Here is a 13,860-nt window from a genome sequence, read left to right as displayed (position 1 = left end):
AATTTAGACATGAATCTTTAAGAAAAAAGAGAACTGCAAGCCTCTGCACTTTTCGCTGCAATTCTCTGCACTTTCTGCTTGCAAAAAACAGTTATAGAAGCACTTGAACCTCAATTTGTGGAAGATTTAAATAAGATTGTACCAATTTATACGACAGCGGAACGATTACATAAAGAATTGGAGGATTCTAACGATAGTATTGTAGATATAGATGATTGGGTAGCGCTTGAAGAAGCGAATACTCAATGTAATTCTCATCTTCTAGAATTAAAAGATGCAATTATTGAATGGGCCCAAAAATATAATTTAGTGGATAATTCATTAAATAAGAAAACGTTTTTAGAAATAGGACTTTGGGCTATACCTAGCAAACGAGATCACCCTGAACAAATAGAGAAAAAAAAGAAATTCTATAACAAAATAGGCAGAAAGCTACCACAGTATATTATTAATTGGTCTATAACTGACTCAATTTATATAGAGGACGAAGAAGAGTTAGACGAAAAAAAAATCAAAGACAAAGTTTTCACTGGAGATGAATTTCCTTTTGTTTTTACTCCAAACTCTGAAAATATGAATCAGTATAACATTACAGGACTTCCCATTGAAGCACATAGCTATGAGAATATTTATACCAACTATGAATTTGATTTATTTGAGGCCTTTAATGGAAGAAAAGAAAATATACAAGGGTATACATTTGGGTATGCATGGGATCCTAGAGATCAAACATGGAATGAATTTGAGAAAAAATTAGATATTGCTTTTAGAAAATATAAAGATTTATATAAGAATCGTACAGAAACTTATATAAAAAAATTGGGATATGTAGAAGGGAAAGAAAAAAGAAATAAAGAACATTTTGAATGGCTTGTACGTTTTCAAATTCAGGAGTGGACGATAGAAGAAATTGCTGATTATTATAGTGAAGAAGAAAAAGTACTGGGTGAAGATACAATAAAAAAAGCACTACATTGCACATCAAATATTGTTGGGATTACATTAAGGTAATCTGTGAGGTTATATCTTTACTTTTAATATTTCCCCCCTATTAATAAAAAGGGAACACATATTAGCTATATAATATGTGTTTTCTTTTTATTGTATATTTAAGGCGCAATTATATTTCTATTATTTTCACGGACTCTAGTGTGAATGTAATTACAATTTTTTTATTATATATCTTAAGTGATATAATTATGCTAATGGCTTATATCTAACTGTTTTAGTAAATTAAAGTGATAGGATGAGTAGAATGAATGTAATTACAGATGACCTATTGGAGGTATATAAAAAAATTGAAAAAGCGCAGAAAAGATATGGCGATTTGAAGAAGTGTGAAATTCATTTACATACCCCAGCTTCGTATGATTACCGTCTAGTTCCTGATAAGTCGTTTCAACAACTAACAGAACAAGAAGTAATCAATATAGCGAAAGATTATGGTTATTTTACCGAGATTCAGCAACAGAAAATGCTTTCTCTCGTTAATGAGGGTGAATATAAAGGACAGGAGTATATTGATGCTTTATCTCATCAAAAAGTACCTTATGATAACTTAAAAGAATACATAGCTTATATGTTAATTGCCCATCAATTATACTCATACAAAGTTGAGGTTGTAGTAATATCGGATCATAATACCATTAGTGGTTATAATAAACTTCGGTATGCTCTTAATAAATACTTTATAGAGAGGCTAAAAGGGAAAGTATTAAATCAAAAAAGCATACATTTATTCCTAGGAGTAGAAATATCATGTGCTGATAAGAATCATGTAGTTGGTATATTTGATGAAGCGAATTATGAAAATGTAATGGATTTTTTAGAACGCTTTGTAATTACAGAAAATGATGGAACTTGTGATCATAGTCTAACAATAATTCGAGCTATAGCAGATATTGGAGGGTTACCTTATATAGCACACATAAACAGCTCAGATTATATAGGAACAAATATCTACAAAAAAAGTTTATTTTCCTCAGATATCTTAAAAGTGTTAGGTTTGACTAACATAAGTGTTAAAGGGAAAGTATTAAACTCAGTTAGAAATTATGTGAAAAAGAAAGAATTTTGTTTTCTTCATGAAAGTGATGCTCATGATTTAGACAGTATAGGGATAAATAATACTTGGATTAAATTTAATAGTTTTACTTTTGGAGCGTTAAAGCAAGCGATTAATAATCATAGTTTCTGTGTTTTTACTACCAAACCAAATTTTACAGATAAATATATAAAAGGAATATGTATCGATCCTGGAGATGATGGTTATTTATGTGGAACTGAAGGAAAACAAGATAAGTTTGATAAGAATATGTTCAACTTAGATTTTTCGAGGGATTTAAACTGTATCATAGGCGGAAGAGGTACTGGAAAAAGCACTTTACTGAATATTATCGAAACGGTTTTTACCATGGAAACTACAAATAGAGATCAGTTAGAATTTCTTTCACAGCACAAGAGAATTTATATTGTATTTTCTTTGAAAGGAAAGGAATATATTATTCGTTTCCTTCCTCAACGAGATAGTAGCGAAAGTTACACTGGAAAACATGTTTTTCATAAGAAGGCTTTTATAGTTGATATGCTTCAAGATAAAATACAACTTGCTAACCACTGGATGGAATTATTTGAAATCGAGAAGGAGAGAGAGGATACATTTGTTGCATCCTTAGTTACTATTCAACACCGACGTGAAATTTTAAAAAAAGTTTACAGAAAAGGGTACTCAATTAATAATATCATTCATCGAATAGATCAAGGAGAAATTGGCGATTTTGTACGGGAGACGGTCTTCAATGGAATAAAGCTTGAATTTAAAGAGTTTTTAAATCAACTAGAAAAAGAAAATAAAATTAAATATAAAAAGTATTTTAGAGAAAATTTGAGTAATTTGATTGGAAGTCTAGATTCACAAAAAAAACATGTTAAAACTGTTATTAGTGGATTTAATAAAGAAAATAAAGATTTAATAAAAATTGAACTTTCCCCTAAACAAGAACAGTTAGATTACTTTCTTGGAGATTTGTTACTTCGTATCAATCAAAATAAGCATATAGCTAAAACCTTTTTAACATGGGAAGAAGTGGAAAGATATTTATATGAAATTGTAGATCGTATAGGATTCTTAGAGTTTTTCAATTTATTGGCAAATGAGAAGCATAAGGAACTAGAAAAAACAGTTTCAATCTTGAGCTTTACAAAAAATGCTAGTAGCTCTATGCATGATGTTGATGAAAGTTTTGAAGTAATTACCGAACGCAATTTATCTACAGTTTATAAGGAAATTAAAAATGAGTTACTTAAGGATAAAGAACTATTATTATCTGCACTAAATAAATATTTTGCGATCATTGATGATTACACACTTTTCTTTAACATTAACTCAAAAGAGTCAATAAATCATGAAAAAGTAATGATGAGAAACATAGAATACTTGTCTTTAGGACAAAAGGTAGTTGCAATACTAACATTTATATTGAACTATGGTACATATTGTGGTGATAATAGCCCTTTAATTATTGATCAGCCTGAAGATAATTTAGATAATCAATATATATATAAGAATTTAGTAACTAGTTTGCGACAGGTAAAAAATGAAAGACAAGTTATTGTAGTCACTCATAGCTCAACAATTGTAACTAATGCTGATGCGGAACAAGTAATTGTACTAAAATCAGATAACAAGCATGGATGGATTGAAAATAGAGGATATCCAAGTGATAAGATAGTAATGAAGTACATTGTTCAATACCTTGAAGGTGGGGAAGAATCATTTAAGCATAAGATGGATGCATATTCTACTATATTATTGGGCGTTTAAATTTTTCTCATAAATACAATTATAAAACGAAAAGAACTTGTAGGAATCACAACAAGTTCTTTTTGTTTTTAAGGTGATTACACGGGACAAACAAACTATGTTAACAGATTCATCATAGAAACTATAGGGGTAATGCTTTGACAAGTTTATTGTATAACAAATATTAATATTTAGAGATTTTAATTTTGAAGTTGGATTCTTTCTTTTGAGTCGTCAGTAAGTGTACCTTTAGGGAAACTAAATATTTCTATTATATATGATTGTCATGTTTTGAAACTTATTATGTTTTATTTAAGGTTATAAGATTATTTAGTATTATTTTAGCACTCACTTTTATTTATAAAAAAATTAATAACACCTGTTGACCAAATTATAAATATCTGGTATATTATCGATACACGAACTTACCACGCTTGGCGATTAATCGGCAGCGGACCATGGTGAGTCTTTTTTTTTGCCAAAAAGGTTGTGATTATAATGTTCCTATTCGAACAGATTGAACAAGTGTTAAAAGCAACAAATAGTCAAGAAAAAGAAACGTACATATTTAATCGTTCTTCGGAAGAGCATCCAATGAACGAATTTAAAACAGTTGGACAGATTATTGAAGAACTTTCATTGAAAGATGATTATTCGCTAAAATTTTCAGAGGATGAAAAAGATTTGGCGAAAAATTTTTTTGTTGTTCATAATTACTATAGCTTTCAAATTTATAGAAAATATTTACCTAGGATTAAAGATAAAGAATACAGTTTTACAGACTGTTTGATTCTATATCAATTCAATGAATTTTTACGTGAGGAAATTAATAAGTTCACAGGTGTTGTGGAGTTATTATTTCGTTCTACGTTAGTTACGCACCTTTGTGATTATTACGATGGAGATTTCCATAAAGGTGAATTTTATTTAGATAAGTCTATATACGCTAAGGATTCCGCAGCTCACGAACTCCTTGTGGCATTTAGCAAGCGGATAAAGGAAAGTAAGTCTGATGCGGTTATTCATCATATGCGTAATAAAAATAGAGCTATTCCATTTTGGTTGCTTGTTGAAGAAGCTACTTTTGGTGAGTTGTATCATTTTATTGGTCAACTGAACCAGGAATATCGTGAACATTGGATTGCACAAGCGTTTGGAAGAGAATATCGAAAATTTATAATGGGATGGGTAAAGGCAGTAAACATTATGCGCAATACATGTGCTCATTATGGCAGGATTTATGCACGTTATTTTAGTGCAGCACCTCCCAGATTGCTTGTAGAAGACATGATAAAGGCCGGCATAAGAAAAGGCGGTAATAACAATAATAAGACGTTATTCGCTCAATTGCTCACTCTAAAAAACCTTATAGTCTATAATTCTTTTTATCATAGTGACTGGGATTCGTTCATTGTATCGGTGAATCAATATATTTCTGATAACCAAGAGATTATAAGATTGGATAGAATGGGATTCCCTGCTAATTGGAGAGAATGTTTGTTGATTAATGCAGAGTGAAAAAGAATTATAGTTTTGTTGATCATAAAAAAGATGCTACTCAGCATCTTTTTTATTTAATCAAACGTTATTAAATTCTACTGTTTTTTATTGTTAACTCTATGTTTTATGGGGGACGTAAACTCATAGGAATTCCAAAAATTAATAGATATTAGAAGAAAGCTGAAATAAAATTTTAATGGGAAGTGGTTATAGAAATTAGGTAAGATTTAATTTTGTACTATTTCTAGCAAAGAAGAATCCTTATGGATTTGAAAAAAATATTGAAAATTTTCTTTGGAGAAAAAAGAGAATAATAAAAAAGAGGTAAAAAACACTGTTATTAAAAGGGAAGTATTGCGATTGATTGCTTTTGTAAATGAAGTAACGATTTGTGCGAAGCTAGTAACAAAGTGTCTTGAGGCACTAACAAACCTTATAGGTGAAATGAAAAGGTTTTTAAAAGGCTTATAAACCTTTTGAATATGTTTTAATGAAATTGGTAAAAGAGTCCTAGATTAATAAGGTATATTAAACTAATTCTTACGTATGAAGTTAATCAACAGAATGAAATATCCTTTCTCACAGACAAGTAAGGGAACAAGGGGATGGTTCTATAGAACCATCCCCTTGTTCATATTCTTTTAATTAATCTACATATATTTTAAATAACTTGATTTTTTTGTAAAAAAAGGATTTTTCGAAAGGTTTTTGTAAGAGGATTATCGAAACATGTTGTTGTAAGGGTTATAAATTCCTTCTTGGGGTGCAGCCAACGCACTAACATTTGGTTGGCAGGCCTGAAGTAGAAAGGGGAGAATTAACATTGCAATATTCTTATATTAAACAATTTGAAGGTTGGAGAGATATATTTTCTAGCGGCAGAGAAGTTGTATTTCAGAACGAACAGTATATAGAATTGGATTCTATGACTATAGATAAAGATACAGAAGCCGTGTATATCAAAGGTAGAAACCCTGTTTACAAAGCAGCTTGTCCAGTTTGCCAGGACTCCCTTTCATTTAATCGAGGATCTAATACCGATGAGGATGGGAAACATACCACTAATAGAAACCCATTTTTCTTTCATCGAAGTCGAGATTGCTTTTCGTATGAATCATTAGCGCATGGACATACGAAAAGATATTTATATGGGCTATTTAATAAGGCTGGATACTTAGTAAAAGAAGAGAGAAGACACCAAAGAATTGTTCGTGCTGATGTAGCAGTACTTCAAATGGAGAATGGAAGAGAAGAGTTAAAACTGGCTATTGAAGTGCAAGCATCAAATATTCGGATTAGTGACATTGCAAGAAGGATTAATACCTATTTTGAAGAAAATTGTCCTACAGCATGGATTTTAGTGTTAGATAGTTTCTTTCCCCAAAAAGAGACAGAGATAAACGGAGAAAAAATTTATACAGACAGTTATAGTGGGACAAGAATCAGTAATTTCAATCCAGAAAAGCAATCTTATGAATATACATATATTTCTCCTTTAAAAGAGGAATACTTTTTTATAACTGGGACGGATAACAAAGCATTTAACTATTTAATGGACTCATATCATGTTATTGTAGCCGTGGATCATAATGGTCATGTTTTTCTGATTCGTCGAACTAATGAAAGTGCAAGATTAAGAGTTGAAGCTCTTCTTGAAAATCGCTCACATTCTACGCAAGATGATATTTTCTTGGTAAGCAGAATCGAAGAATCGAACATTGTTCCCGTTTTACTAGAAACAGAGTTATTAAGAGCTTCTTATAAAGAGATTGAATCAAGTTCAAAACAATCTAGCGAGATGAATGAAGAATTTAAGGGTCAAATTCATATTAGTGAAAACCAATCAAATAGTCTATTTGATTCTGAGATTGAATTTAATAAGGCAGGAATGATAAATGAATCATTAAATAGTATAGAGTTAGTTAGGGAAACACGGAAAGGTCTACAAGAGGCATATAAACAAAAATTAATAGAGATGGAATTGCAAAAAAAAGAAGCAGAGAGACGAAAAGAAGAAGAGTTAGCCGCACAGATGGCAAAAGACCTTGTAGATGAACTAGATAAGAAGTATCAAATCGAATTTGGTTTATTGGTGGACCGATTAAGAGAAGAAAAAAATAAATTTTTATTTGATTCGGTTGGTGATTGGTATACATGGTTAAAAATATTAAAAACTGAACAAAAAAAGTGGTCTTCATTTGTTATGTATTTATATAAAGGATTTTCTCATAAATTTAGTAAGGATAAAAATGACTTTGATTGCTATTATACTAATGAGAAAGAAATGTATAAGGAATGGATTGAAGGCAGAGAACTAAACAGTTTTGTTCAAGAGTTATACGATTACTACAAAAAATTAGACAAAGAACACCAGGACGATATAGAACAGATAATGTTCTGTAAAAAGTTACTTAATAATTACGAACAAAAATTAGTAGAAAAACTAAGAAAAGAAGAAGTGAAAAGAAAAGAGATAGAACAAAAGTATCACCAGGAACAATTACTACAAAAAAGAGAAGAAGAAAGAAAGATATATGAGCAAAAAGAACGAAATCGACAGGTAATCGAAAATTGGTACTTGCAGCGGGATATTTTAATGAAAGAACCTCAAGAGTTGCTTCAGTTTACAAAACAAGAAATTGATAATATTAGAGAACTGTTTTGGAAAGAAATAATATGTATGGAAAAAAGGAAACGTATCTCTTTCGAAAAAGAAATATTCCCTGCGGGGTTGCCACAATGGTTAGCAGCGAAAGCTATTAGGTCTGAAGAAATAGAAATAGAAGCTGATATACGAGAAAATAAAGCTAAAATGAAGAAGGAAAAAGAAAATAATAAAAACAATATGAAAGAAATTGATGATAGATTTGAACAACTTACCTTGTTGTAGCTTTATAAAAAAGATTGATAATTTTGTTGAAAACATTGATATAGTGGTATTTATGAAACTTTTATTCAAACTTTTTTATAAAAATTGTTTATTCTTTCACAAGAATAGAACCTATTTTGATCAAACTTTATTACAAAGCCACATTTGAGGCTTTGAATTTTTAAACTTTGTTCTAAGGGGGAATAAAATTGGGAAGAAATGAATTGTGTTTTTGTGGTAGTGGTAAAAAACAAAAAAAGTGTCATATTAATGTAGATCAAGATAGTTACATTGGGAATCTTTACAAAAAATATTTTAAAATTGACAACGTCCTCTCAGATTATAAAGTTACACATAAAGAATTCGAAGGTCATCCATGTAAGAAAGGGTGTTTCAATTGTTGTTATGATGTCTTTCCTGTTTCAGTATTGGAGTTTGAATTACTTTTAGAAGAAATGCGTAATATTGGTTTAGAATTCGCTGAAATGGTCTTTGAAAAGGCACTTAAACATTTAGAGTTATTCCGTGAAAGTAACCCTGATTTATATAGAAGGTTAGAAGAAGATGCAAGTTTTAAAGGGAAAAGGGAAATAGATATTCAGGATATAGAACAATATGAACAAACAAAGAGATTTCCATTTCCATGTCCCATGTTAGATGAAAACACCGGAAGTTGTACGATATATAATAAAAGACCTATGATTTGTAGAACCTTCGGTACTACACATGATTCTTTTTCACTTATGTTGAGTGATAAGGCAACGATTTGTGAGCATATTCCTAGTATACACGCTAACGCTTTTGAGACACCTGAAATTGAATCTTCAGATTCGGAAGTAAATAAAATGCTTGAAACAACACATCAAGGGAAAAGAATACTACCTAGACAATATCCAATTGTATATTGGTTTAAAATATATCACAATAAAAATATGAAAAAGGGAAGACCGGTTTATTCTTCTCTAGTCCCTTCTTTCTTTTATAAGAAACCAGGAGAAATTACGATTGCTGAATTGATGCCTTAAAAGATATGAATGCTGACATGAATTTGTAAAAGAAGAATCTATTTTTAAAATGGATTCTCTTTATTTTTTTTTATTTCACATTATGTTGTTTGAATTCTGAATTTCGTGTTAATAATGTGTAATGGTACAAGGAAAATGAATTGTTTTGGCTGGATAAGTTAGCGCGCAACTTGGATATCTACCCTTTCGAAGTGACCTTATTTTACCTGGTGAGTGCGATGTTCAAGTTGAGATGAAACATAAATACAAATAAACACTATGTACGCTGATGGTCATATTTCTCGAGAAGATGAATCTAAAATCCCTTCATTTGCTAGTCATGATGAAGCTCGTTCTTGGTTTAAAGATAAATAAGGTGACAGCTTTCAATTATCTGATTCTGAAATTATTGATGGCCAGAAATGTTATTTCTATTTTTTAATTTTAGACGAAATTGAATTTCTTAAAGGTCAAACTGATTTATTGAAGAATGGATTTATGGCAGATGCTTTTAAGTATTTAGGTAGCTATCAAAAGATTGAAATTTTTGAGGATGGCAGTATTCATATCGTACATTAAGTCAGGGATTTTCGCCCTGGTTTTTAATGTTGGCGAGTGTTTCAACTAAATGTGAGAATAGGGGTATACTATTAGGGGTCACCTTATCAAAAAAAGAAAATTGTACGTTTAGACACATTTTAGACACAAATTAACCGATTCCCTGTACGTTAAGGAACCGGTTATTGATTTTACTAATTTTTTTCCCGTAATGGTCGATTTGTTTTTTGGTTTAAATTCTTATAGGGTGTTTTTTATAAACTGGACTGTAATTTAAGACTCTTTTTTATACCTCTTTCGGACGGGAATACCAATTGACCATTTGTAATCAATAAAAAACGCTCCATTTGTGGAATTAGTACATGTATGATTTTTATACCATTGGAAAACTCTTTGACTGGAGAATAATAGATAGAAAAATGTTGTTGGTGTAATCGTTCTTGCAGTTCTTCGATGTAAAGTATTAAATTACGTTCTGAAAATCTCGGTAAATCCTCAAACGAAACATAAGTGGCTGGAAATTGATTAAATACGGAGCACATATTCATTTCTGCACAAGCATAGTGACGAGGATACGGCTGTAATTGGTTCAAAAAATGCTCTCGATGTGCTAGCTCATCACCAATATTTGCAAAAGCGATATGATTTACCTGAACCAGTTCTGTAATACTTCGCAAGATAGCATATTCAGGGTATAAAGATGTACCAAGCCCAAATATACCAGTATGCTTTTTATTTTTTGTAACAGCTAATATAGTTGGAATTGCAACTTCCGTTGTAATATCCAATAGTATAATTTCCTCTTGTAATTCCTCTTCTGCGTGTACAATCGTTTCTTTTAGGGATGGTGAAAGCGTATTTGGATGAATTATTTTTAATGTATGATCTGGCATATCATAGTAGAAATACCGAAGTAAGAATAAAGAAAAGGCATCCCTTTCAATGACTTCATTCGTTGCATGTATAATTGCCTCATGTAAAGTGGAACCAATGGCTGTGCCATTATTAGAACTGTATCGTTGTACTTTCTGATACTGATAAGTATCCGTTTCAATTGGATGTTGCATATAATGTGGATTAGCAATGAAAAATGGGTACCATACATGTTGTTGTGTATCATTCAAAGAATAGTATTTTTTACAAAGTAATTGTTGATCAGGTTCCTCTACTATCAATTGCATAACACGCTCTCCGTCAAATATTGGGTTCTTCGCAATATGATGAGAAGAGAAAAAATCACACTCTTTCATTGATATATTCTCCAGAGTATAATGCTCTAAGGCCTCAAACAATGCGCCTAATTCATTGTACTTCCCTTTTCCTACGCCGAATGATTCAATCTGTTGATTTAAATTAAATAATTCCACATATGTGGTTTGTATTTTATCTCCAAAAGCCTTTTTTTTCACTGAAAAACTTAATTCTTTGAACGTATCCATAATACGTTGATGAGCAGTTTCTTCTAAGGTTTCTCTTTCCCAGGAATATAGCATTCTAATAACCTCCAGTTAAATAAAATAAATTAAATGAATACAATTTTTCATGGATTTATGTATAGATAAAGAGGACATCATAAGAATGTCCTCTTTATCTTCTTTATTTTTTTTCTTGTAGTTTCTGTAATTCTTTTGTTTCAGACACTGTTAATTTAGGTTCATGCTTTTCACTTGTTACTATAATCCAACGTCCCATTATGAACTCCTCCTTTATTATATAATCATGTGGTACATCTAAATTATAGGTGGAAAATATTAGATGAACAACCTATTTTTATGAAAATTCAAATTTCTCAACAAATTCTACTTCTATAAGGGGTCCCGCCAACCAAATGACATAAAACCCACGATAAGACATTTTTTGGAAAATAAAAACCGGATTTTTCTTCGCTAAGCAAATTCCGCAAAAGAAAAAGCTGCTTTTCTGTATGCTAGGCGTAAAACTTATTAAATAAGTTATCTATTACTTAACCAGTAATATGAGCCAGCAATAGGTGTTGCAAAAATTAACATATATGCAACACTTCCCTTGATCTTGATTTTTATAGCGCCACAACGTTGCATATATTATGTTGCAAATTAAATCCCCAAAACTTCATAGAGTGATTTCAATTGAGCAAAAATATTTATATTTTCGTCAATCTCAAAGGATAGAATCAACAAGAAATGAGTATACCTATAAAAATAAAATGGACCATATTATAGGAATAAAATCCAGTACATAATATGACCCATTTTTGTATATATAAGCTAACTCTTCAAACGATTTTCTCACTCACTGAGTGGAACAGTCATTTTTAGTTTTTCAGGGTTGTATGCTTAAGTCAGGTAAAAGCATCCCTTTTAACGAGTGATACTTATAAAAATAGACTTTTTTTGTATTACTTAATAGCCTTTGTGTCCATGGCTGTCAAACTTATAGGTTTTTCCATTAATTTCAACATTGGTATCTGTATAAATAGAACCATCCTCTTTAGCATAATAAGTAAAGTATCCGTAATCAGGGAAGTGGTATCCGCCACCAACTTGGAACCATCCTATTTTAGCTGCTCCAGACTCATCGAAGTAATACCACTTGCCATCGATTTCTTGCCATCCCGTTTGCATTTCGCCTTTATCGTTATAATAGTATATTTTATTGTTAACTTTATCAAAACCAGTTAGCTTAGCTTCTCCGTCCTGATTAAAATAATATCTTTTTCCGTCAATTTCTTCGTGTCCATCAAAAGTATAGTTTTTGCCAGAACTGAAATAATATTTTTTACCATAAATTTCCTTCCAACCAGTATAGAAAGGCCCTTCTTCAAAGCTGTAATAAAACAGTATATGCTTCTTAAATAAAGAGTCATAAATTTTAGAGACTCCAGTTTTTCTAATAGCCCCATCTTTTTCAAACACTAACTTTTTCTCATCAAGAGTAACAAAAGTTCCAGTGTCACTCAATGATTTTCCATCCATCCTAGAAGCCTTCTCAAGTACGCCTTTATCAGAAAAGTGAAGTATAACATGTTGATCTTCTAGACGCAGTTCATTTGTAGTAGCCGTGTAATCTTTAAAATAATAAATTTTATTATCAATTTCTTTCACTCCTTCTTTAATAAACGCTCCTGAAGCATCGGAATATTCTAGACCATTCCATGCTGATTTCTGCAGAACACCGTCATCGTTGAAGTAATAGTACTTTCCATCAATTATTGAGTCAGATCCGTTAATTCCTGAGACCCTGTGATTAGAATCTGGATGAAAATAATACGTATTCCCCTCAATTTCTTGCCAGCCCTTTAAAAGAATGCCTGAAGAATCCGCATAATAATGACGGTCATATCTCTTTATCCAACTATTCGTTATCAATTTTCCAGAATTGTATGCAGTCCATAGATGGATATCTTTTTCATCATGTTTGAACTCTAATCCGTCATATGTCTTTCCTTCATGTTTCTTTGTCTCATTTACCTTACTAGGATGCCAATCAACTAACCAATTGTGAAGTTCATTGTTGTTTTTTGAAGTGAAACGAAGGTTAGATGGCTGTTCCTTATCAGTAGTGAATTTAGCAAGGTTGTTAGTAAATATCAAACGTGCTCCATTCTTGTTTATCAAATCAAATTGAATTTCATTGCTACCAGAATTTTGGATTGGGACAAGTTCTAATATTTCGTCATCCCCAATTGAAAATGCATATTGAAGATCAGTTCCTTCTTTCCCTGAAAGATACTCTGGACCTTTTTTTACAATTACTTTATTGCTTCCTTTTTTAATCGGGATAATTTGATAAGGTGTATGGTCTAATACAGAATTTTCTACTCCAACATGTGTTTCTAGAGTCAGGTTCGTATCTGCATATAGATTTACCATACGGTCATGAAAATCTGCAAAAGCTTCAGCATCGTTTGTGAGATAATTCCAAAGAACATCTTTGGATACTGGCTTTGAAGTCAACGTTACCAATCGTTTTTGCTCATCTGATAATTTATTTGCTATATAATCAAATAGGGTATCCTGACTATAAGTAATCACGCTCCAGTCTTGAAACGAATCGCCTGAATATTTTTTATAAAGTGGATTAAGCAATCTTGGATTTTTACCAGATGCTTTTTCTACAAATGCAGTGTGATCTTGATTCATTACAAC

At 31.2% G+C, this 13,860-nt stretch carries 7 protein-coding genes; 5 read left to right on the top strand and 2 right to left on the bottom strand.

All coding sequences use genetic code 11. The annotated features are described in order from the left end of the window. Positions 1-78: 78 nt before the first annotated feature. From Q9306_RS23395 to Q9306_RS23375, 5 genes are all read left to right on the top strand, one after another. The gene (locus tag Q9306_RS23395) at positions 79-1,011 is read left to right on the top strand and encodes a hypothetical protein (RefSeq protein ID WP_306202854.1); all 933 of its coding nucleotides are present in this window, start codon (positions 79-81) and stop codon (positions 1,009-1,011) included. A 244-nt stretch (positions 1,012-1,255) separates the two neighbouring features. Next, positions 1,256-3,823 carry a Spaf_1101 family AAA-like ATPase gene (locus tag Q9306_RS23390; RefSeq protein ID WP_306202852.1) on the top strand — a complete coding sequence of 856 codons (2,568 nt, stop codon included), beginning with the start codon at positions 1,256-1,258 and terminating at the stop codon, positions 3,821-3,823. 477 nt (positions 3,824-4,300) lie between these two features. Further along, a complete protein-coding gene (locus tag Q9306_RS23385) occupies positions 4,301-5,320 on the top strand; it encodes an Abi family protein (RefSeq protein ID WP_306202851.1) in 1,020 nt (339 codons plus the stop codon). Between the two features lie 805 nt (positions 5,321-6,125). Beyond that, positions 6,126-8,192 carry a competence protein CoiA family protein gene (locus tag Q9306_RS23380; RefSeq protein ID WP_306202849.1) on the top strand — a complete coding sequence of 689 codons (2,067 nt, stop codon included), beginning with the start codon at positions 6,126-6,128 and terminating at the stop codon, positions 8,190-8,192. Between the two features lie 188 nt (positions 8,193-8,380). Next, positions 8,381-9,196, top strand: coding sequence for a YkgJ family cysteine cluster protein (locus Q9306_RS23375; RefSeq protein WP_306202847.1), 816 nt, complete (start codon positions 8,381-8,383; stop codon positions 9,194-9,196). A gap of 791 nt (positions 9,197-9,987) precedes the next feature. On the opposite strand, the gene Q9306_RS23370 is transcribed toward Q9306_RS23375, so the two are convergent. Further along, positions 9,988-11,226 carry a YcaO-like family protein gene (locus tag Q9306_RS23370; RefSeq protein WP_306202845.1) on the bottom strand — a complete coding sequence of 413 codons (1,239 nt, stop codon included), beginning with the start codon at positions 11,224-11,226 and terminating at the stop codon, positions 9,988-9,990. Between the two features lie 888 nt (positions 11,227-12,114). Next, on the bottom strand, positions 12,115-13,860 hold a 1,746-nt coding region (locus Q9306_RS23365), incomplete at its 5' end, for an N-acetylmuramoyl-L-alanine amidase family protein (protein ID WP_306202843.1).

This window comes from Bacillus multifaciens (assembly GCF_030756675.1).
Lineage (GTDB): Bacteria > Bacillota > Bacilli > Bacillales > Bacillaceae_G > Bacillus_A > Bacillus_A multifaciens.
Note: the sequence above shows the minus strand (reverse complement) of the source record. Positions and strands in the feature narration are given on the sequence as shown.

What these genes read in the sequence shown, in the direction of transcription:
- Q9306_RS23390 (WP_306202852.1), top strand. Translation starts at nt 1,256, where the DNA reads ATGAATGTAATTACAGATGACCTATTGGAGGTATATAAAAAAATTGAA.
- Q9306_RS23385 (WP_306202851.1), top strand. Translation starts at nt 4,301, where the DNA reads ATGTTCCTATTCGAACAGATTGAACAAGTGTTAAAAGCAACAAATAGT.
- Q9306_RS23370 (WP_306202845.1), bottom strand. Translation starts at nt 11,226, where the DNA reads ATGCTATATTCCTGGGAAAGAGAAACCTTAGAAGAAACTGCTCATCAA.